The 19,751-nt window shown below is 63.2% G+C and carries 27 protein-coding genes; 7 read left to right on the top strand and 20 right to left on the bottom strand.

Annotation, left to right across the window (positions count from 1 at the left end; all coding sequences use genetic code 11):
• Positions 1-100: 100 nt before the first annotated feature.
• The gene (locus tag SPH52_RS01640; RefSeq protein WP_411793255.1) at positions 101-304 is read left to right on the top strand and encodes a putative motility protein; all 204 of its coding nucleotides are present in this window, start codon (positions 101-103) and stop codon (positions 302-304) included.
• Between the two features lie 9 nt (positions 305-313).
• On the opposite strand, the gene SPH52_RS01635 is transcribed toward SPH52_RS01640, so the two are convergent.
• The 6 genes from SPH52_RS01635 to SPH52_RS01610 are packed head-to-tail and all read right to left on the bottom strand — an operon-like array spanning position 314 to position 3,557.
• Complete coding sequence (locus SPH52_RS01635) at positions 314-1,009, bottom strand: aspartate/glutamate racemase family protein (RefSeq protein WP_411793254.1); 696 nt, start codon at positions 1,007-1,009, stop codon at positions 314-316.
• A gap of 52 nt (positions 1,010-1,061) precedes the next feature.
• On the bottom strand, positions 1,062-1,772 hold the full coding sequence (locus tag SPH52_RS01630; RefSeq protein ID WP_411793253.1) for a DUF899 domain-containing protein: 711 nt from the start codon (positions 1,770-1,772) through the stop codon (positions 1,062-1,064).
• A 33-nt stretch (positions 1,773-1,805) separates the two neighbouring features.
• Positions 1,806-2,267: an SRPBCC family protein gene (locus SPH52_RS01625; protein WP_411793252.1), complete on the bottom strand. Its 462-nt coding sequence runs from the start codon at positions 2,265-2,267 to the stop codon at positions 1,806-1,808.
• 12 nt (positions 2,268-2,279) lie between these two features.
• Positions 2,280-2,675, bottom strand: a complete 396-nt coding sequence (locus SPH52_RS01620) for a VOC family protein (RefSeq protein ID WP_411793251.1) — start codon at positions 2,673-2,675, stop codon at positions 2,280-2,282.
• Positions 2,648-3,199, bottom strand: coding sequence for an SRPBCC family protein (locus SPH52_RS01615; RefSeq protein ID WP_411793250.1), 552 nt, complete (start codon positions 3,197-3,199; stop codon positions 2,648-2,650). Before SPH52_RS01615 ends, SPH52_RS01620 begins: the two co-directional genes overlap by 28 nt.
• Positions 3,192-3,557: an ArsR/SmtB family transcription factor gene (locus SPH52_RS01610; protein ID WP_411793249.1), complete on the bottom strand. Its 366-nt coding sequence runs from the start codon at positions 3,555-3,557 to the stop codon at positions 3,192-3,194. Before SPH52_RS01610 ends, SPH52_RS01615 begins: the two co-directional genes overlap by 8 nt.
• 179 nt (positions 3,558-3,736) lie before the next feature.
• Here SPH52_RS01610 and SPH52_RS01605 point away from each other — a divergent pair, with 179 nt between their 5' ends.
• On the top strand, positions 3,737-4,636 hold the full coding sequence (locus SPH52_RS01605) for an arylamine N-acetyltransferase family protein (RefSeq protein WP_411793248.1): 900 nt from the start codon (positions 3,737-3,739) through the stop codon (positions 4,634-4,636).
• Positions 4,637-4,690: 54 nt separating this feature from the next.
• On the opposite strand, the gene SPH52_RS01600 is transcribed toward SPH52_RS01605, so the two are convergent.
• Both SPH52_RS01600 and SPH52_RS01595 read right to left on the bottom strand, forming a co-directional pair.
• A complete protein-coding gene (locus tag SPH52_RS01600) occupies positions 4,691-5,410 on the bottom strand; it encodes an SDR family NAD(P)-dependent oxidoreductase (protein WP_411793247.1) in 720 nt (239 codons plus the stop codon).
• A gap of 92 nt (positions 5,411-5,502) precedes the next feature.
• The gene (locus tag SPH52_RS01595; protein ID WP_411793246.1) at positions 5,503-5,826 is read right to left on the bottom strand and encodes a hypothetical protein; all 324 of its coding nucleotides are present in this window, start codon (positions 5,824-5,826) and stop codon (positions 5,503-5,505) included.
• A gap of 159 nt (positions 5,827-5,985) precedes the next feature.
• On the opposite strand from SPH52_RS01595, the gene SPH52_RS01590 reads away from it, so the two are divergent.
• The gene (locus SPH52_RS01590) at positions 5,986-6,915 is read left to right on the top strand and encodes a LysR substrate-binding domain-containing protein (RefSeq protein ID WP_411793245.1); all 930 of its coding nucleotides are present in this window, start codon (positions 5,986-5,988) and stop codon (positions 6,913-6,915) included.
• Positions 6,916-7,007: 92 nt separating this feature from the next.
• Here the strand turns inward: SPH52_RS01590 and SPH52_RS01585 are convergent, their stop codons facing one another.
• The 5 genes from SPH52_RS01585 to SPH52_RS01565 form a co-directional block, all read right to left on the bottom strand.
• Complete coding sequence (locus SPH52_RS01585) at positions 7,008-7,622, bottom strand: cell wall hydrolase (RefSeq protein WP_411793244.1); 615 nt, start codon at positions 7,620-7,622, stop codon at positions 7,008-7,010.
• 131 nt (positions 7,623-7,753) lie between these two features.
• Positions 7,754-8,713 carry an arsenic resistance protein gene (locus SPH52_RS01580; protein WP_411793243.1) on the bottom strand — a complete coding sequence of 320 codons (960 nt, stop codon included), beginning with the start codon at positions 8,711-8,713 and terminating at the stop codon, positions 7,754-7,756.
• A 12-nt stretch (positions 8,714-8,725) separates the two neighbouring features.
• Positions 8,726-9,508: a type I methionyl aminopeptidase gene (map, locus tag SPH52_RS01575; protein WP_411793242.1), complete on the bottom strand. Its 783-nt coding sequence runs from the start codon at positions 9,506-9,508 to the stop codon at positions 8,726-8,728.
• A complete protein-coding gene (locus SPH52_RS01570) occupies positions 9,501-9,707 on the bottom strand; it encodes a ParD-like family protein (protein ID WP_411793241.1) in 207 nt (68 codons plus the stop codon). Before SPH52_RS01570 ends, map begins: the two co-directional genes overlap by 8 nt.
• A 54-nt stretch (positions 9,708-9,761) precedes the next feature.
• Positions 9,762-10,379, bottom strand: a complete 618-nt coding sequence (locus SPH52_RS01565; RefSeq protein WP_411793240.1) for an NAD(P)H-dependent oxidoreductase — start codon at positions 10,377-10,379, stop codon at positions 9,762-9,764.
• A gap of 133 nt (positions 10,380-10,512) precedes the next feature.
• Between SPH52_RS01565 and SPH52_RS01560 the strand changes: the two genes are divergently transcribed.
• Positions 10,513-11,157, top strand: a complete 645-nt coding sequence (locus SPH52_RS01560; protein WP_411793239.1) for an MBL fold metallo-hydrolase — start codon at positions 10,513-10,515, stop codon at positions 11,155-11,157.
• An 86-nt stretch (positions 11,158-11,243) separates the two neighbouring features.
• On the top strand, positions 11,244-11,912 hold the full coding sequence (locus SPH52_RS01555; RefSeq protein WP_411793238.1) for a glutathione S-transferase family protein: 669 nt from the start codon (positions 11,244-11,246) through the stop codon (positions 11,910-11,912).
• Between the two features lie 11 nt (positions 11,913-11,923).
• Here SPH52_RS01555 and SPH52_RS01550 read toward each other — a convergent pair whose 3' ends face one another.
• From SPH52_RS01550 to SPH52_RS01530, 5 genes are all read right to left on the bottom strand, one after another.
• Positions 11,924-12,985: a calcium/sodium antiporter gene (locus SPH52_RS01550; RefSeq protein WP_411793237.1), complete on the bottom strand. Its 1,062-nt coding sequence runs from the start codon at positions 12,983-12,985 to the stop codon at positions 11,924-11,926.
• Positions 12,986-13,057: 72 nt separating this feature from the next.
• Positions 13,058-13,801 carry a carbon-nitrogen hydrolase family protein gene (locus tag SPH52_RS01545; protein ID WP_411793236.1) on the bottom strand — a complete coding sequence of 248 codons (744 nt, stop codon included), beginning with the start codon at positions 13,799-13,801 and terminating at the stop codon, positions 13,058-13,060.
• A gap of 125 nt (positions 13,802-13,926) precedes the next feature.
• On the bottom strand, positions 13,927-15,186 hold the full coding sequence (locus SPH52_RS01540) for a hydroxymethylglutaryl-CoA reductase, degradative (protein WP_411793235.1): 1,260 nt from the start codon (positions 15,184-15,186) through the stop codon (positions 13,927-13,929).
• A 50-nt stretch (positions 15,187-15,236) separates the two neighbouring features.
• Positions 15,237-16,589, bottom strand: a complete 1,353-nt coding sequence (locus tag SPH52_RS01535) for a tripartite tricarboxylate transporter permease (protein WP_411793234.1) — start codon at positions 16,587-16,589, stop codon at positions 15,237-15,239.
• 2 nt (positions 16,590-16,591) lie between these two features.
• Positions 16,592-16,825, bottom strand: coding sequence for a hypothetical protein (locus SPH52_RS01530; RefSeq protein WP_411793233.1), 234 nt, complete (start codon positions 16,823-16,825; stop codon positions 16,592-16,594).
• A gap of 156 nt (positions 16,826-16,981) precedes the next feature.
• On the opposite strand from SPH52_RS01530, the gene SPH52_RS01525 reads away from it, so the two are divergent.
• Positions 16,982-18,349, top strand: a complete 1,368-nt coding sequence (locus SPH52_RS01525; protein WP_411793232.1) for a PLP-dependent aminotransferase family protein — start codon at positions 16,982-16,984, stop codon at positions 18,347-18,349.
• 40 nt (positions 18,350-18,389) lie between these two features.
• Entirely contained in the window at positions 18,390-18,776 is a 387-nt protein-coding gene (locus tag SPH52_RS01520) for a gamma-glutamylcyclotransferase (RefSeq protein WP_411793231.1), read from the top strand.
• Positions 18,777-18,802: 26 nt separating this feature from the next.
• On the opposite strand, the gene SPH52_RS01515 is transcribed toward SPH52_RS01520, so the two are convergent.
• Positions 18,803-19,279 carry a MarR family winged helix-turn-helix transcriptional regulator gene (locus tag SPH52_RS01515; RefSeq protein WP_411793230.1) on the bottom strand — a complete coding sequence of 159 codons (477 nt, stop codon included), beginning with the start codon at positions 19,277-19,279 and terminating at the stop codon, positions 18,803-18,805.
• Positions 19,280-19,286: 7 nt separating this feature from the next.
• Complete coding sequence (locus SPH52_RS01510; RefSeq protein ID WP_411793229.1) at positions 19,287-19,736, bottom strand: hypothetical protein; 450 nt, start codon at positions 19,734-19,736, stop codon at positions 19,287-19,289.
• Positions 19,737-19,751: the final 15 nt, after the last annotated feature.

Raw genomic sequence — 19,751 nt, 5'->3', positions numbered from 1 at the left:
AAAAGAGCGCGGCCCGCTTCGGCGGGCTGCGTTTTTTGCCATGGCTTCCATTCGCTGTTAGCGTGGGAACATAGAAGAACCAAGAACAGGAGAAAGGGACATGGATTCAGCTGTCAACGCCATCGTGGGCCAGGCCCTGGTGATGCAGCAGGCACAGGCTGCACAACAGGTGCAGCTCGCGGTCTACAAGGAAGCCCTGGACATGCAGAAGGACCAGGTCGCCGCCCTGATGGCCTCGGCTTCGGTAGCGCCGCAGCTTGCCAATGATGGGATGGTGGGCACGCTGATCAACACTTACGCCTGACCTCATCTTTCAATCCTTGAGCGCCCACTTCACCGCTTCTTCGGCGTGAATGGCCGTGGTGTCGTACAGCGGCACCGCGGTATGGCTCTGCTGCACCAGCAGGGCGATTTCGGTACAGCCGAGGATCACCGCCTCGGCGCCCCGTTCGTGTAGCGACTCGATGATCTCCAGGTAGCGCTGACGCGACGCCTCCTTTACCTGGCCCAGGCACAGCTCGGTATAGATCACCTCGTGCACGAGGTCGCGTTGAGCCTCGTCGGGTACCAGCACCTCGATGCCGAAGCCTTCGGCAATACGCCCCTTGTAGAAGTCCTGCTCCATGGTGAAGCGGGTGCCGAGCAGGCCGACACGGCGGATGCCGTCATCGGCCAGGCGCTGCGCCGTGGCATCGGCGATATGCAGCAGTGGGATCGAAACCGCCTCGGCCACCTGTGGCGCGACCTTGTGCATGGTGTTGGTGCCGATCAGCAGGAAGTCGGCGCCGCCGGCTTCCACGCTGCGGGCGGCTCGGCACAGGATCTCGGCGGTGGCGTCCCAGTCACCGGCGTGCTGCAGCCGCTCGATCTCGGCGAAGTCGACGCTGTACAGGCATAGCTTGGCCGAGTGCAGCCCACCCAGGGCGGCCTTCACGCCTTCATTGAGTGCACGGTAGTAGCTGACGGTGGATTCCCAACTCATGCCGCCGAGCAGGCCGATGGTCTTCATGGTTATGCGTTCCCTCTGGTTGTCGTTGTTTCCAGTCTCGTTTGCCGTGCCGCTATGTCTCGTACTCGTCGTGCCGGCGATTCCACACGTAGGGCGGCGTTTGCGGCCAACCCGTTGGTGAGTCCTCCCAGTTCTCCTGGCGGCCGTAGGGCGTCAGGTCCAGGTAGGACCACAGGCTACCGAGGTATTCCACGCCGCGCTTGCCACTGAAGTAGGTGCGAAAGACCCGTTCACCGTCACGCAGAAAGACGCTGATGCCATGGCGTTCGCCGCGGTCGGTGTCGGGAGTGTGGCAGTTGCAGCTCGTCACGCCCATGTCCTGGTTGAAATCGCTGCCTAGCGACGAATACCACGTCGGATGCTGCCAGTTCATACGCGCCTGGTAGCGCTGGAGTTTTTCCAGCGGTGCCCGGGAGACCAGCACCAGGGTGGTGTCGCGGGCGTTCAGGTGGGCGGGGTGGGTCATGGCATCTACCACCCAGGAGCAGCCGTCGCAGCCGGCCTCCCAGTCGGGGCCGAACATGAAATGGTAGACGATCAACTGACGGCGCCCCTCGAACAGATCGAGCAGGGTGACAGTACCGCGTGGCCCGTCGAAGGCGTAATCGGCACGCATCTCGACCATGGGCAGACGGCGGCGGGCAGCGTTCAACTTGTCACGCGCGCGGGTGAACTCCTTTTCCTTGGCGGTCTGGCGTTCGAGTGCTGCCTGCCACTCATCCATCGAGACGATGGGGGGCAGGGGAGTGCTGAAATCGTTCACTGCTGGCTCCTTTCGCGACGTGGCAGGTCTCGCTCAATCCTGCGATTCACACCACTGTCTCAGCATGTCCAGGGTGAGCCCCCAGGCGTAGTTGCAGAATCCCAGGAACTCGCTGTCTTCGTCCCAGCCCACCTGGTGGAATTCCAGAACTGTCATGGGCTGTCCCTCATTGTTCATTCCCAGCCAGTGACCGGGGCTGGGCTGGGTGGTGAGTTCGAAGACGATGTGCGTGCCCGACCAGGCGGATGCGGGGCTGGACGCCGGATGAGAGCTGATGATCTTCCACTCGATACGCCGATGGGGCGTACGTTCCAGGACCTTCATCTGCACGTTGCCATGTGCCGGCCCCGGGCTATGGGCCAGCACCAAACCCTCATCCGTCTCACTGGCAGTATGAGGAGCCCACCACTGAGCGAGGCCTTCGGCACTCGCCAGTGCCTCGTACACCTTCTCTCTCGGGGCATCTATCCAAACCTGGTGATGCAGAGTCGCCATGGCGTACCTCCTTCAAGCCAAGTTGAGCTGCCACGACACGCCGAAGCGGTCGTTGAGCCAGGCGAAGCGCGTGCTGAAACCATAGTCGTCGGGTGGCATCAGCGTCTGGCCCTGTCCCGACAGCTGCCCGAGAAGGCGTTCGAACTCCTCGCGGCTCACGCACTCGATGAACAGCGATATCGAAGGCGTAAAGCTGAAGGGGTGCGTGATGTGGCTGTCGATGCAGGTGTAGCGCCGGCCGGCCAGGGTGAATTCGGCTTGCTTGATGCTGCCTTCCCGCCCCGGCTCTGCGGGGCCGTAGCGCTCGAGCCTGACGATGTCGGAATCGTCGAACAGCGAGACGTAGAAGCGCATGGCCTGCTCGGTGTTGCCTTCGAACATCAGCTGCGGGGCGACATGATGCGGCATCGGTACTCCTCCTCGAGGCGTTCGAAGGTGGGCCAGAAGGGGGCAGGGGAGTGGCCCTGCAGCACGCCTTTCAGCACGGTGAGGTGGGCGTGCCAGCCGCTGGCCACATTGATCATGGTGCCGTCATCGGCGAGGCGGCGATGCGTCACCACCAGGCGTACCTGATCGTCGGCCTCGCTGAGCTCGAAGGTGACCTCCGACGGGGCTTCGTTGCCCCCACCCCAGGTCCAGGCGATCAGGTGAGGTGGTTCGCAGCGCAGCACCTGGTGCTGTGTCGTGAAGCTACCGTCGTACTGGCGAAAGCGTTCCGTGGGTGGCGTTCTGTCGGGCGTCAGTTCGCTATTGCGGAAGTGCAGCGCGAAGGTGCTGCCTGCACGCGGTTCCATGGCACCGGGGGCGAGCCACTGGCCACGCTTGTCGGATTCAGTGAGGAAGGCCCAGACCCGCTCGATGGGGCCCGGTAGCAGGCGTTCGAAGCGGATGCTCTCTTCGGCGATTCTCTCGCCATAGCCGGTATCATCCATCTTGCCTCTTCTCCTTCGTCGTTTCGCCGCCGGGGTCGGCCTTCAGCGCCACTTCCAGCGCGTTCAGGCGTTGGCTCCAGAAGCCTTCGTAGAAGCTTAGCCACTGTTCCGCCGCCGCCAGCGGCTGCGGTTGCAGCCGGCAGAAGTGGGCGCGACCTTCGATGCGCCGCTCCACCAGGCCGGCCTGCTCCAATACGCGCACGTGCTTGGAAACGGCAGCCAGCGAGATGGGGAACGGCTCGGCCAGCTCGCCGATCTTGCGCTCACCCGCTGCCAGCCGTTCGAGCAGCAGGCGGCGGGTGGGGTCGGCCAGGGCATGGAAGACCCGGTCCAGATGCGTTTCGTCATATTCAACCATAGGGTTTATATAGGCTCGGCGTACGGTATTGTCAACCATCTGGTTGAATATGTGGTGCGAAGGGAGACGCCATTGGCGATGTCTATGAGTTAGATTGAAACTTCTCCGCTTTACCTGAAGCAAGCTTGAGGTATTAGCCTGCGCTTAACGACTTCCCTCTGGGAGAAAAGGAGAACGACATGCAGGCTGTATCGACCACTCAACCACTTCATGAATCGGCCCGGTGGGAGACGGCGGCGCTCGATCTCGACGCCTACCTGGCACGTATCGATTACCGAGGGTCGCTGGCTCCCGACTTGGCATCATTGAAAGCCCTGCAGCAGGCGCACCTCGACGCGGTGCCGTTCGAGAACCTGGAAATCGTCACCGGCGGCGAGATACGCATCGACCTGGAAAGTCTTCAGGACAAGCTGGTACGGCGTCGGCGTGGCGGCTATTGCCATGAGCAGAACGTACTGTTTGCCACGGTACTTGACCGGCTTGGCTTCGAGGTCTCCGGGCGCAACGCGAGAATGCTGATGGGCGACGACGAGCGTGTCGTCACCCCGCTTGGCCATACGATGCTGGTGGTGAAAGTGGCGGGCGGTGACTGGCTGGTCGATGTCGGCGTCGGCAATGTCGGGCCGCGTGAGCCGATCCTGCTCGAGGAAGGCAGCGAGGTGAGTCATGGCCCTTGGGAGTATCGCTTGGAGCGAACGCCGCTAGGGTTCTGGCTGCTGCGCCACAAGCGCAACGGCGAGTGGTTCAATATCTACCAGTTCAGTGACGAACCCTGCTATCGCGCCGACTCTGGCGAGTATAACTACTTGGCGTCGCATCACCCGTCATCCCCGTTCGTGCGGCGGATCGTGGCTCAGCACAACGGCGCTGAGGTACGGCTTGCGCTCACCGACCTGGAGCTTAAGGTATTCCACCCGGGCAAGGCGCCGGAGCTTCAGCGGATCGCAGCCGGCGAGCTGCCCGGCGTGCTGCGCCAGCGGTTCGGGCTGGTGTTGGAACCCGATCAGGAGCGCGCGCTGCTGCGGCGCGCCGAGGCGCTCGCCGATACCACCTCCGAAGGTGAGCAGCTTGGCACCTGAGGAGGTGGCTAGAGAGTAAGGGGCTAGAGAGAAAGGGGCTAAGAGATCAGGTGGCTAGAAGCGTGCATCGCCAATTGCCGGCATGATCACCTCTTTCACATAGGCACTTGGCGATAGCGCCAGCAGAGTGCGCACCAGCTGCACCACGTCGTGCAGGGGAATGAGTTCACCGTCGCCGCGCCGGGCCGCGTGTTCGACAGGCACGGTCAGGTCGTCCTCGGTGTTCAAGTAGCCGAGCTGCAAACAGGTCACCGCCAGGTGATGCTCGCGAAAGCCCTCGCGCAGCGCCTCGGCGATGCCGCGCAGGGCGAACTTGCTGGCAGCGAAGGCGACCTCCGGCCGGCCATGACCAGGCAGTGCGGAGGTCGAACCGGTCAGCACGATGCGTGGCGATGAGGAGCGCAGCAGCGCAGGAAGCAGCGCCTGGATCAGCAGGATGGCGCCGCTGACATTTACCGTGACGATGCGCTGGATCTCCGCCGGGCTGTCATTCAGAAAGCGGTAGTCGGGCTCGAAGGCTCGGCTCTCCCACAGGCCCAGGTTGTAGATCAGCACGTCGAGCCCACCTGCTTCCACGGCCTCGGCCACGCTTCTGGCCGCCTGCTCTGGCAAGGCCAGATCGGCCTCGATCCAGTCGATCTCGATGCCTGCGCGCTCTGGCAGCCTCGCCGGTACGCTGCGTGACACGCCGATCAGGTGATCGCTTCTATCGCCCAGCCCCTCGATGAAGGCCCGGCCCAGGCCCTGGCTCGCTCCCACGATCATGATGCGCATGACTTCTTCTCGCTGTAGTGAACGTTGCAGCAACGTACGACCTCAAGTGCAGTTCAGGTCAAGCTGCCGCAACGTTCCCTATTTCCTGGCCGCTAACTCTGTTGCGCTGCCTTGCGTATCGCCCGGCGCTGCTCCAGGGCCTGCTCGGCGTCCTCCCTCAGCGGCAGGTACGAGGCCCACAGGATGTCGTCGCGGTGGTGATTCATGTCTTCGAGCATATGGTCGTCGTGGGCCAGCAGCGGCAGGAAACGCTGGCGAAACTGCCGTCGGCGCTGGTATTCCCACCACTTGGTCTCGAGTGCATGAATCAACCCCAGCGGGGGCATGGCCGGCATGAAGAAGTCCGGCTGGGGCGGTGGGATAGGACGCTTGGCGGTGTCCGTGCGTGGCTGGCGTAGTGGTTCGTACTGGCTCATGTCGCACCTCCTGGCGGGCATCCGCCAAGGGCGGCTGCCGTCATGTCTTCGGATGAAAGGAGGGTCGCGACCTCTTGAGGTAGAGATTGGCTTGGCTGGATGGATCAATCAAACGAAAAGGTCTACATTATCATTTAAGAAAAATTGAAAGGTGGTCCGATGACCGAAGCGACTCTTTCCCAAGCAGCTTCCTCTCAAGCCGCTTCCCCCCAAGGCGCTCTCTCCCAAGCCAGCGTGCCGCTGCTCGATAGCGACGTGCTGCGCACCTTCGTTGCCATTGCCGAATGCGGCAGCTTTACCCGGGCCGCTCGCCAGGTGTTCCGCACGCCTTCGGCGCTCAGCATGCAGATCAAGCGCCTGGAGGAAACGCTCGGCCAGGCACTGTTCGTGCGCGAGGCCCGCCAGGTGAGGCTAACCCCGGAAGGCGAGGTGCTGCTCGGTTACGGTCGGCGCCTGCTCAAGCTCAACGAAGAGGCGGTGACACAGTTCCTGGCGCCCACGGTGAAGGGCCGGCTGGGCTTCGGTACCACCGACGATGTGGGCACGCGCATCCTGCCAGGCGTGCTGGCGCAGTTCGCCCGCTCGCATCCGGCGGTTCAGGTCGATGTGGTGGTGGGCAGCAGCCGGGAGATGCTTGCGCGGCTGGATGCTGGCGAGCTTGATCTGGTGTTGGTCACGGCTGGCAATCCGGGCCAGGAAGTACGCGGCGAGATCGTGCACAGCGAGCCGTTGGTGTGGGTGGGTCGGGAAGGCGGCGTGGCTGCCCAGCGCTCGCCACTTCCGGTGGCTCTGGCACACCACGGCTGTGCCTGGCGAGGCATGGCATTGGAAGCGCTGGACCGGGCCGGCCTGAGCTACCGGGTCGCCTACTCCTGCGAACACTGCGCCGGCCAGGAAGCCGCCATGATCGCGGATCTGGCGGTGTCCCCATTCCCGCAGAGCCTGGTGCGCCCACCGTTGCGGCGTATCGACCCCAGCCTGCTGCCGCCGCTGGGCGAATATCAGGTAACGTTGGTCAAGCGGCCCGGCGCCGGCCAGGCCTGCGAGACGCTGATCGGGCACGTAATGGCAGCCTTTCAAAGCTATTGAGCTGGAAATCCCTGGCCACGCCATGGCGGTCCCTCCCAGCGAGCCGCGTCAAACCGAATTTGGCTGCAAACCGTGCCGTTTCATGAGAAAGGTCAGTCGGGATTGGCGATTTGGGGGCGGTAGAAGATGAAGGCTTCGGTCTCGGCGGTCAGCAGGAACTCGTTCGCCCAGGAAGGGTGAACGGTACGGTCATGGAAATAGAGGGCCCCGTCGGTGTGGTCGGGTAGCTCCTGATTGAGAGCCTGGCGCGCGACCTCCTTGGCTACCTCGTAGGCATCGCCTTCCACCACTTCATCGGGCCTGCCGTCGCACCACCATGAGAATTGGCAGGGGCTTTGCTCGGAGCCCTGCTTCACCACTTCGCAAATGGTGTTGGGGAAGGCTTCGTTGGCAAGTCGGTTCATCACCACGTTGGCCACCGACTCCATGTCGCGGCCCTGTACTCCTTTCGCTTCCCAGTAGATGGAGCGTGCCAGGCAAGTCAGCGGCTCTTCCAGCGGATCGCTGCCTTCCGGGTCTACGACCTGGGCCTCCTGCTCGCTGAGCGGCGTCGTGGGCTCAGTGACCTCTACATCGGGTGCCACGACCTGTTCCAGCACCTCTGCCTTGCGCACCGCCTCGTCTGCCTGCGGCGCAGGGTTGACGACCGCCAGCGCGGCTACGGGCAAGGCAAGGAGTAGCCAACTGAAGAGCCGGGAGGGAAGCATAAGAGAACCTTTTTTGTGTCGTTATGGTTTGGTTCTATTACGTGTCGGTTTGATTCGTAATGTAGCGAGTATAGTTGTCCGGGGGTCTCGCATGGTACCAATGCTGCAGTGTATTCGGCTGTCAGCAGGCGTCAGGTATTGGTGGGAAAGAGCCGCTGTGGTATCCACCACAGGAAGATCGCCATGCCGATGAGTTCGACCAGCGACTGGAACACGATGGCGATCACCGCCAGTTCGTAGGAAGCGGGGAGGGAAAGCGCCAGGGGCAGCACGACGAAGGAGTTGCGCGTGCTCAGGCTGAAGGCCAGCACGCGCCCCTGGGCAGTGGGCAGCTCGAACACTCGGGACAGCAGGCGAGCCAGCAGCGCGGCGGCGATCAGAAAACCGGAGAAGGCCAGCAGCAGCCCGCCGAGCACTGGAAGCGAAGCGCTGACGACACTGACCTGTGTGGCTGCGATGCTGAACACCACCAAGGCCAACAACGGCACCGGCAGCCAGCCCAGCCGTTCGATGTGTCGCTCACGGATGCGGTGCCGCTGCGCCCATTTCTGTGTGCCGAAGGCCAGCATTAGAGGCAGTAGGATCAGCCCGGCAAAGGCCAGCAGCAGCTCGCGTTGCACCATGGCGACCAGCAGGCTCTGTTCGAGGAACAACCATAGGTAGAAGGGCAGCAGCAAGAGCTGGAGCAGCAGGCTGACTGGCGAGAAGGCAATGGCATACTGCACCCTGCCGCCGCCCAGGTGGGAAAAGGTAATGAACCAGTCCGTGCATGGGAGCAGCAGTACCAGCAGCATGCCCAGGCGAACCGCCGGCTCGATGAAGAGGCTCGCCAGCCCCCAGGCGACCAGTGGCAACAGCAGGAAGTTGCCGACTATCGCCGCCGTCATGAACCGCGTATCACGCCATGCACTGCGCAGCTGCGTCAGCGGTACCTGAGTGAAAGTTACATAGAGCAGCGTCCCCAACAGCGGCCACAACAGCGCTTCCAGCACGCCAATCTGGCCAGGCAGCACTGTGCCCAAGGCCAGGCCTATGGCGATGGCTGCCAGATAGACCAGCACCTGGTATTTCTCGAGCGCTTGACGTGTCAAAGCAGAGAACTCTCAGGGGCTGGGGACACGTTCATCTTCACGCAGAGTCAAGACTTCATAGCCATCCGCCGTTACTGCGATCGTATGTTCCCACTGGGCCGAGAGCATCTTGTCGCTGGTCACCACGGTCCAGCCGTCGCGCTTCGTTTTAACCTTGGCCTTGCCTTGATTGATCATCGGCTCGATGGTGAAGGTCATGCCCTCTTGCAGCACCAGGCCTTGCCCAGGCCGCCCGTAATGCAGGACCTGGGGTTCCTCGTGCATCTCTCTGCCGATGCCGTGTCCACAGTAGTCTTGAACCACTGAGTAGCCATAAATAGTGGCATGCCGTTGGATCGCATGGCCGACATCGCCGAGAGTCGCACCAGGTTTCACGGCCCTGATGCCCTGCCACATGGCCTCGTACGTGGCATCCACCAGGCGCTTCGCGGCCGGTGAAACGGCACCGATCATGTACATTTTGCTGGAGTCGGCGATGAAGCCATCCTTCTCGAGGGTGATGTCGACATTGACGATATCGCCGGACTTGAGAAGCTTCGTTGCCGATGGCATGCCATGGCAGACAACGTGATTCAAGGAGGTATTGAGAACGAAGGGGAAACCGTATTGCCCCTTGCTGGAGGGGCGGGCCTGCAGGGTATGGGTAATGTACTCCTCCGCCCAATCATTGATCTGCATGGTCGACACGCCAGCCTCGATATGGGCATCGAGATAGGTGAATACCGAAGCGAGTAATCGCCCCGATTGGCGCATCAGGTCGAGCTCATCGGGCTTCTTGATGATGACCTCATTCATGGATGACCTGCCGCACATTTACCGAGGCTGTCCTCAACTGTTCCTTCATGATGTCGTGGAAGGTCATCTCAGGATGGGTTTCGGCGAGCATGCCAATCTTTATCCAATACTCGGCCTGGGCGTTGATGGAGCGGAGCATGGGGCCACTCGCCTTGCGGATCTCATCATGCAAGGCATCGCTGATCTTCACGATTCCCATGGAGTCACCTATATACGTTTAATATATGAATCGTATATATGTGGGTGGTGAGTTTCAAGCCGCAGCTACGGCATCCGCAGGAGGCGGCCAGCGCTCGATCGCCCGTTCGATACGGGTCATGAATCGGTCAACCTGTGCCGGGGAGAGTCGCTCGCTTTTGTAGAGCGACAGCATCTTCAGGTGGCAAGCAGGGGCACAGGTTCGAACGATGGCTGTTTTCAGCACCCGTTTCACGGGCTGCCACAACACCAGCCTGTCGACCCACCAGGGCGAACCCAGTGACGTGACGACCAGCATGTGGCGCAACCGATTCAGGCGAGGCGTGATAGGGCCGTAATCGTCGGCATGATCGTAGGCCACGCCAGGCGCCCAGACGCGATCGAACCAGCCCTTGAGGATGGCGGGAAAGCCGAACCACCAGGTCGGAAAGACGAGGACGACAGCCTCGGCCGAGAGCAGTCGTTCGATCTCGGCACTTGCCTGCTGCCCGGCATAATGATCGAAGTAGCTATGGCGCTCTTCAACCGTCAGGGCAGGGGCAAAACCTCGGGCATAGAGATCTTCGACCTCGACCGTGTGTCCCGCACGTTCGAGAAGCCCCACGATGTGAGAGGTCAGCGACGAGCAAAGACTTTCAGACAGAGGGTGCGCTTTGACCACCAGGCAGTGCATGGGCTTCCTCGCGGGCAACAGGCTGGAATGCCGAGATTAACAGAATACTAGCGGTCTGGTTGGTCATGCCTTGACCTCAATTTTGCTTGAGGTCTTACGCTCCGACTGTGTAGCCACACAGAGGAGGAAAATCATGCGACGCGTTCAACCGGACCTCTGGGAAACCGAAGTGGAGAGCCCTTTCGCTGGACTGACCGTTCACGCCTACTTGTTGACACGGGATGAAGGCAACGTGCTCTTCTACAACACCGGCCACCAACACGAGATCGACAGGATGGCGGAGCTGGGCGGCGTGGCCTACCAGTACCTGAGCCACCGGGACGAGTTAGGGGCAACGCTCGAGACGATCCACCAGCGATTCGGAGCCAAACTGGGCGGCCATCATGCCGAGCTCGACGACTTTGCCCGCTACCGCACGCCCGAGATTCTGTTCGAGCGGCGCGAGATGCACCTGGGCAACGTCGAAGTGATACCGACCCCGGGGCATAGTCCCGGCAGTACCTGCTTTCTGGTGCACTCGCCCCACGGCAGGCGTTACCTGTTCACCGGGGATACACTCTACCGTGGCGAGAAGGGCGACTGGCATGCCGGCTTCATTCCCGGTCACAACGATGAGAAGGATCGCGAGCAATTGGCCGAGAGCCTCAGTCTCCTGCGCGAATTCGAACCGGACGTGGTGTTCGGTAGCGCCTTCCTCGGCGACGTTGGTTACGAGGAAATGGCGCCGGGCGACTGGCCGGACCATGTGGATGGTGCCCTGGAGCGCCTGCTGGGCTAATGAGGAAAGTGAAATGCCATGGCGCCTTGCGCCATGGCATGCTTGGCTCACCAAGCTGGAGAGAATAAACCGCCAGGAGCCTAGCCATGATCACCCTGCATCACTGTGTCAGCGCCCGCTCGTTTCGCCCCCTGTGGCTGTTGGAAGAGATCGGCGCGCCCTATAAGCTGGTCGTGCACGGCTTTCCGCCCCGGGTGCGCGACGAGGCCTTCCTGGAGATCAATCCGCTAGGTACGGTACCGGCCTTGTTTGACGGTCAGGTGGCCATGACCGAGTCGGCGGCTATCTGCCAGTACCTTGCGGGCCGCTATCCCGAAGCGGGCCTGGCGGTGGGGCAGGACGATCCCGCCTACGGCGACTACCTCAACTTTCTGCATTTCGGCGAGGCGACGCTGACCTTTCCCCAGACCCTGGTGCTGCGCTATGGCCGCTTCGAGCCCGAGGCGCGCCGGCTGCCTCAGGTGGCGGAGGACTATTCGCGCTGGTTCCTCTCTCGCCTTCGTACTCTGGAACCGCGCCTGGAGCGCAATACCTTCCTCTGCGCCGGTCGCTTCACCGCGGCCGATGTCTCCGTGGGCTATGCGCTGCTTCTGGCCAGCTTCATTGGCCTGGACGAGCGCTTCAAACCCGCCGTAGCCGCATATTGGCAGCGCCTGCAGGAGCGTGAGGCCTTCCAGCGTGCCAAAGCCGCCGAGCGCGAGGCGGCCTTGGCCCAAGGCGTTTCATCCAAGGCGGCGATGGATATGCTGGGCTGAACGCCAGTGCGTTACTCGTTCGCCCTTCGGCGCAGCTCAGGAACGACCAGCACGGCAAGGGTCAGGGTGGTGATCGGTAGCACGAAATAGAGCATCAACGCGCTGAACCCGGCCAAGGCGTCGTGGTGGGTGGCAGCCAGGATCAGGTAGGCGGTATAGGTCACGTAGTACCCCATCAGTACGGCTCCCTCCCAGCGGTTGATGGCGCTGGCGGTGAAGCAGATCGGCAGGCAGGCAACGGCCACGACCAGCATTACCGGCAGGTCGAGGCTGAGCATGGCATCGGTCACGGCAATGCCGGCCGGGGCGATCAGGCCGGCCAGGCCGAGGACTCCCAAGAGATTGAAGATATTGCTGCCGACCACGTTGCCCACGGCGATGTCGCGCTGCCCGCGCATGGCCGCGACGATCGACGTGACGACCTCCGGCAGCGACGTGCCGGCAGCGACCACAGTCAGGCCGATTACCTGTTCGCTGACGCCGAGCCAGGTGGCCAGCACCACCGCCGCGTCGACGAACAGGCGTGAGCCGGCCACCAACATGGCGAGCCCGCCCGCGACGAACAGTACGTCTCGCCCCCAATGGTGGCTTTTCTCCTCGCTGGTCTCTGGCTCGTCGAGCGCTGACTGTCGCCGACCCTGCCACAGCAGAAAGCCGGTGTAGGTGATCAGCCCCAGGAACAACAGCCCACCGTCGAGCCGGCCGATGCTTCCGTCCAGTGCCAACAGCAGCACGAGCAGTGAGATGCCGATCATCAGCGGAATATCCAGGCGGATCAGTTGCTGGGCGACCGCGAGCGGCACAATCAGCGCCGAAATGCCCAGGATGAACAGCACGTTGAAAATATTGCTGCCCACCACGTTGCCGATGGCAATACCCGCTTGATCGTCGAGGGAAGCCTTGATGCTGACGACGAGTTCCGGGGCGCTGGTACCGAAGGCCACCACGGTAAGCCCGATGATCAACGGTGAGATTCCCACCTGCGCAGCCAGGCGCGACGCACCCCGAACGAGGCCCTCCGCGCCGACGATCAAGAGCACAAGACCGACCAACAACAGCAGCATTGTCAGCATAAAGAGATTTTCCATTCACCAGGGAGGAGGGAGTTTCATTCAGACGGGCCGGCTGCGGCCTGGTTGAGCCGGCTACGCCGCGGGCGAAGCCGGGGCCAGCACTTGCGTGCTCAATGTGGCAGTGTCGAGCATGAGGATCGCTTCCTGCGTGCCGTCGAGCGCAGCGAGGTACTTACCGCGATCGTTCCACGCCGCCGAGCGGCCTCCGCCCGCTTCGCCGTCGCAGGGCCCCACGCAGTTGGCCATCAGGATCGTCATGGCGTGTTCGCGGGCGAAGGTGGTGTAGTAGGCATAGGCTTCGTCCATCCCCGGTGCAAACTTGGCCACGCTGGCCAGGTAGACGTCCGCACCCAGGCTTGCCGCCGTGGCGACATGCTCGGGCAGCAGCGACTCGTAGCAGATCGCCAGCGCCAGGCGGTGCTCGCGGGTTTCGATGAGCATTGGCCGTTCGCCAGGGGAGAAGTAGGGCAGTTCGTCGTCATGCAGCCGCTGCTTGGCATAGGCGTGTCGCCCCGTATGGGGCTGAAACACCACCATGCCGATCCGCGGCATTTGCGAGGTGACCAGCGGCAGACCCACACCGATAACGATGCCGTAGGTATCGCTCAGGCGCTGGAACACGTCCAGCCTCGGGTCTTCCTCATGGGTGGCCAGACCCTTGGCCAGCGTCGGCTCGTAGCCGGTCAGCGAAAGCTCCGGGAAGAAGATCAGCTCGGCTTGCTGCGAAGCCGCCAGCTCGACGGATTCTACATGGCGCTCCACATTAGCTTCGACATCGCCCGTTACCGAGGCGTACTGCACGGCACACAGCTTCATCGGCTCGCTTCCTCTCGCTGGCCCTCGGGTAAGCGTACGACATTTTGCTGTTGGGAGAGTGACGGTTTATGAGACGCCCAACGGGCAGGGCTCGATAGGCGTCTCGGGTGAAGTGCGCGGAGCTCTTAGCGCTGGCGCAGCTTGGCCAGCTCGCTCTCGGCAACGTCGACCCGCACGGTTCCTTGCTTCACCAGAAGTTCGGCGATGACGCCCACTTCATCGCCCTGGGCGCCGGCCATCAGGGCGATGTTCTTGGCGTGCAGCGCCATGTGGCCCTTCTGGATGCCGGTGGTGGCCAGCGCCTTCATGGCGGCGAAATTCTGTGCCAGCCCCACCGCCACGATGATCCGACCCAAGCGTTCGGCCTGAGTCACGCCGAGAATGTCCAGGCAGTAGCGCGCAGTGGGATGAGCTCGGGTGGCACCGCCGATCAGGCCGACCGGCATTGGCATCTCCAGCGTACCGGTGAGGTTGCCTTCGCCGTCTTGCTCCCAATGGGTCAGCGAACGGTAGCGGCCCGTGCGGGCGGCATAGGCGTGGGCGCCGGCTTCCACGGCGCGGGTGTCGTTGCCGGTGGCCAGCACCACGGCGCTGACCCCGTTCATGATGCCCTTGTTGTGGGTGGCCGCCCGGTATGGGTCCAGGTCGGCGAAGCGGTAGGCCGAGAGCATGCCGTCGCGCACCTCCTCGCCACCGATCTGGTCCAGTCGCCAGGTGGCCCGAGCCCGCACCAGGCGCCGGTCCGCCAGGTTGGAGAGAATGCGCAGCCGGCTCTTGCCGCCGCTCCATTCCGCCAGCGAGGGTGCCACCGCCTCGGCCATGGAGTTCACCGCGTTGGCGCCCATGGCGTCGCGCACGTCCACCAGCAGGTGAACGATCAGCATGTCCTCCAGTACGCGCACTTCGAGATCGCGAAAGCCGCCGCCGTGCTTGAGCAGTACGGGGTCGGTGGCATCGCAGATCTGGCGGATCTGCTCGCGCGCCTCCAGCAGCTTGAGACGCGCGAATTCGGGGTTGGGCACCTCGACGAGCTGCACCTGGGCGATCATCACCGGTGCGGCGGCATCGGTGGTAAAGCCGCCGGAATCGCGGCACTGGCGCGCCGCGTTGCACACCGCCGCCACCACCGAGGACTCCTCCGTGGCCATCGGCACCAGCTGCTCCTCGCCGTCGATGATCAGATTGGTGGCGATTCCCAGGGGTATGTTCAGGGTGCCGATCACGTTCTCGATCATCGAGTCGGCGGTTTCCGGCGTGAGGTTACCCATGTTGCCGAGATGTGCCACGCCCGCCTCGTCGAGGCCTGCAATCTCGGCCACCTTGGCGAGCCGCTCCTGGGGCGAGAGCTGATAGAAGCCGGCGATTCGGGAAGTGCTATGAGCCATGTCGATACCTGTCAAAAGCAATGAAAGACGATGCGAAAGAAAACTGAACCTCAGGCCAGCAAGCCCATCAGCCAGGGTGCGGCGTAGAGCGTCATGAACTGCACGCCGTAGTTCACGCCCCAGCGGTTCAGCAGGCCTGCCACCAGGGCCAGCACCATCACGCCGAGAATGCCCATCACCCCGGCATCCATGTACGCCAGCAGCATCACCAGGGCGAAGAACATGGCGAGGAAGGCCTCGTGGGGAATGTGGCGGAACACGAAGACGCAGATCTGGCGTGCGTAGCGCACCGCGATGGGATAGGTGATCAGCAGCGCGACGGCAGCGCCGAGAATGCTGGCGATGGCGATCTCCGAGAAGCTCATCAGGTGGTGAGCGTTCTGCTCCAGGGTCAGCACCGGTGGGGCATTGAAGAAGGCATTGCCCGGGCCGATGGCCATGGGGCTCATGGGAATGCCCAGCGCCGCCAGCGGGATCAGGATGCCGGCAATGTAAGCGGCGTTGGTGACGGCATCCATGGAAGAGAGCGCCCGGCTGGCCTTCTCGACGGTGCCCTTGACCCAGCTCGACATCACCTCGCCGAGGAAGATGGTGATACCCACCGGGCTCATGAAGAAGGTGAACGTGCCCAGCACCGAGCTGGCAGCGGCCGAGGTCGTCTCCTGCCGCGTGAGGATGCGGAAGGGGTTGGGCAGCTTGTGGTCGTCCTCGGTCTTGTAGATCTGGATGGTCTTGGGCTCGGCCACTGCCATGGCCTTGCGCTCGCGGTTCACCAGCAGCTGCGCCAGGTTGAACATCATCGGACCGATGGTGATACCCAGGAAGAACGAGATGAACACCACCCGACCCTCGGGAATCACACCCATGCCCCAGTAGAAGTGGCGCAGCGCCTGGATCAGCGCCGCCAGCACCAGGATGCTGACCAGGCTGATGACCTTCTCGCGGCTCATCAGCGCCAGGAACACCGCACCGCCGAAGAAGATCTGGCTGGCGTACTGGCCCAGCACGTCGGCCAGCGGCGTTAGCAGGAAAGCGAGAAACAGGCTGATCGGCACCGCGACCAGGGTGCCGATCACCGAGCCGGAGGCCATCTTGCGAATGGCCAGGGTGGACTGGCCTTCGCGCTTCAGCGTCATGGCGTGTTCCACCATGGGCGCCGACATCACGCCGCCGGGAATGCCCGCCACCGATACCGGAATGGAGTCGGTGAGTTTCTTGGCCACGATGGCCGCCATGAAGAAGGCCAGGACCACGGGCAGCGGAATGCCCGCCACCACCAGCGCCAGCGTAACGGGGGCCAGCACGGCGGTTTCATCCGTGCCAGGGGCCACGCCGATGGCGGTATAGACCACCACCGCGATGAGGGCGGCGATCAGCATCTGCAACAGCAGCATCGGATCCATGCTCACGCCTCCCCTTCGATGTCGAGGCGGCGCTTGGGACGGAACAGCAGCGCGCTGATGAAGAAGCCGAGAATGGCGCCGGCAAGGCCCAGCACCAGCGGGCCGGGCGCGGGCCATGGCGCAAGCAGAAAACCGCCCAGGCTAAGCAGCGTGGCGAGCGAAAGCGAGATGAGCAGATCCCTGCCCGAAACCGTGTCGTCCCAGACATTCAGGTAGGTCCTGTCTTTGGCTGGCATGCGAAACTCCAGGTGAGTCGTTATTGGTGTTGTAAGCCGTTGCCGGCATTGCCAGCTTCGGGAAAACCGACCGGCAGCATAAGGTACAGTTGGTGGAATTGTCCCAAGTACTGTACCGTCGATATGAGAGGTACAGTTTGCTGTGCGAGGTTAGGCATGACCAAATCCGGCCAGATTGCAGAAGCCCTGCTCAAGGCCATGGACGAGGGGCGGCTGGCGCCGGGCAGCAAGGTGGCCTCCATTCGCGAGGCGGCCCGGCAGTTCGGCGTGGCCAAGAACACCATCATCGACGCCTATGACCAGCTCGTCGCCATGGGGCGCCTGCAGGCTCGCCACGGCTCCGGCTTCTTCGTTTCCCAGGCGCGGCCCCAGGCTACGGTGGAGGAGCGCGAGAGCCTGACCGAGGCGATCGACAGCGTCTCGCTGCTGCGTGAGCAACTGGTGGGCAGCTTTGCGGTGCGCGCCGGCGACGGCCGTGCCCCGGCAGCGTGGATGGGAGGGCTCGATCTCACCCGTGCGCTGAAGCGGCGCGGGCCGGAGCAGGAAGAGGCACACTTCGAATACGGCATGCCGCAGGGCTTCGAGCCGCTGCGCGACGCCATCGCCAGGGTGCTGGCCGGGCGCTCCATCCACGCCGCCCAGGAACAGGTGCTGCTCACCTTTGGCGCCAACCACGCCTTCGACTTGATCGTGCGTCACTTCGTCGATGCCGGCGACAGCGTGATGGTGGAAACGCCGGGCTACTATCCGCTGTTCGGCAAGCTGCGCCTGGCGCGGGCCAAGCTGGTGGGCGTCTCGCGGACGCCGGAAGGACCCGACCTGGAGGAGTTCGAGCGCAAGGTGCGACAGTACCGGCCGCGGCTGTTCTTCTTGCAGCCCAACGCCCACAACCCCACCGGTACCAGTATGTCGCTGAGCAACATGCACCAGCTGCTGAAGATCGCTGAACAGTACGGCGTGGTGCTGGTGGAGGACGATGTGTTCGCCGACCTGCTGCCACAGGGGAGTGCGCACCTGGCGGCGCTGGATGGATTGGAGAACGTCATCTACGTGGGCACCTTCTCCAAGACGCTCTCCACCGGGCTGCGCTCGGGCTATATCGCCGGTAGCCGCGCGCTGATCCGCTCCCTGACAGACATCAAGATGCTCACAGTGGTCAACTCCTCCACCTTCATCGAATCGGTGATTCACGAACTGGTGGTGAAAGGGCGCTACCGCCGCCACCTGGTACAGCTTCGCGAGCGGGTGGCCAAGGCCAGCGCCAGCGCCCGGCGCGCCCTGCGCGAAGTGGGCATCGACGATATCAGCGGCCCCGGCGGTGGCTACTACCTGTGGGCCAGGCTGCCCGCCGGCATCAATACCCTGGAGCTGGCAAAGCGCGCCACGGAGGAGGGCATCTTCATCGCCCCCGGTGCCATCTTCTCGCTGCGCCCGGACGGCATCGACGGCACCGCCATGCGCATCAACGTCGCCTACGCCAATGACTACCGTTTCCTGGAGTTTCTGAGCAAGACGCTGAGGTAGACTCTCCCCATACAACGATGCCGTTAGGAGTCAGCCCGAGATGCTCGCACCTGCGCTTTCCATCGCCCGTACACCGCTGGTGGCCGTTTACGGCACGCTGAAGCGTGGGCAGCGCAACCATTTCTGGCTGGAGAGCGCCGATTTCCTCGGCAGCGACCGGCTGGCCAGCGCGACACTCTACGATCTCGGCCCTTTCCCCGGCGCCAAGTCCGAGCCATCGCGCGGAGTGGAAGTGGAGGTGTTTCGGGTCGATGCCGCGCTGCTCACCGAACTGGACAGGCTAGAGGACTTCCGCCCGCGCCAGCCCCATGCCGGGCTCTATCATCGCGCCATTCACGCCACCACCTTCGGCCCTGCCTGGCTCTATCTCTACAACCCCGAAGTGACCGGCTGCGTTGCGATCCGGCAGGGTGGGTGGTGGCAGTAGGGTCGTTCATCACTCCCTTTCGTATGTCAGGGTTTTTCGCGAATATCCGCAGCGCAAGTGGCTGCTAGCGTCGTGCTTCGTGCGAGGAAGTCCGTGATGAGTCGCAGCTCGTCCTCGCTGTACTCGGACCAGAGAGCGAACATGCGTTGCTGCATCGGGCCGTATACGCGTGCTATCGGCTCGATGGCGTCTTTCTGGACCACGACCACCGTGCGCCGCCTGTCGCGTTCATCGGCTTCGCGTTTGACGTAGCCGGCCTTCTCGAGCCGATCGATGAGTGCGGTAGTGGCTCCCGGCGTGAGGCCGGTTGCGCGTGCGATATCCCCGGCCAGTGCGCGGTCCTCCATGGTCAGCAGGTCCAGGACCTCCAGGTCCGTCGTATGCAGACCGAAACGGTCGGCCACCACGTGACTCGTCAATACGCTTTGTGCTCCCAGCTTTCTGACCCGCTCGCCAAGAGCTTCCAGCAATCTCTGTTTCGACTCGTTGATCGTGTCGGACATGAGTGCCTTACCCCCCGAGACGTGCGGCGGCGATGAGAGCACCCAGCAAGGCCGCGCAGGTCGTGAGGTCCAGCGGCAGCCTCAAGAGGCTGCGTCGTACCCAGCGTTGCGCAGCGTGCTGTTCGACCATGGCCGGATCGGCGCGCTCGAAGGCGAGGGCGCGCGGGATGAAGTCGAACGCGGACCACACTCGCATCGCCACGTGGCTCAACAGCGCGGTCAGCAGTAGCAGGCGCACCGGGGGATGCGCCCATGCCAGCACCAGGGATGCCAGGAGCAGCAGCTCGAAGGAGAGATGAGCGGGAAGCCAGAAGCGCTTGCGCGATACGCCACCGCGCTGGGGCTGGATGAGTTCAGGGCGCTTGGGCCAGGCTGGGTCGATGACCGAATACTCGTATGCGCCACCGCCCAGGCGGATGAGGGCCAGCGCAGTGGCTAGCGCTAGAACGATGATCATGAGGGCTTTCTCCAC

This window comes from Halomonas sp. A29 (genome assembly GCF_046723295.1).
Lineage (GTDB): Bacteria > Pseudomonadota > Gammaproteobacteria > Pseudomonadales > Halomonadaceae > Halomonas.
Note: the sequence above shows the minus strand (reverse complement) of the source record. Positions and strands in the feature narration are given on the sequence as shown.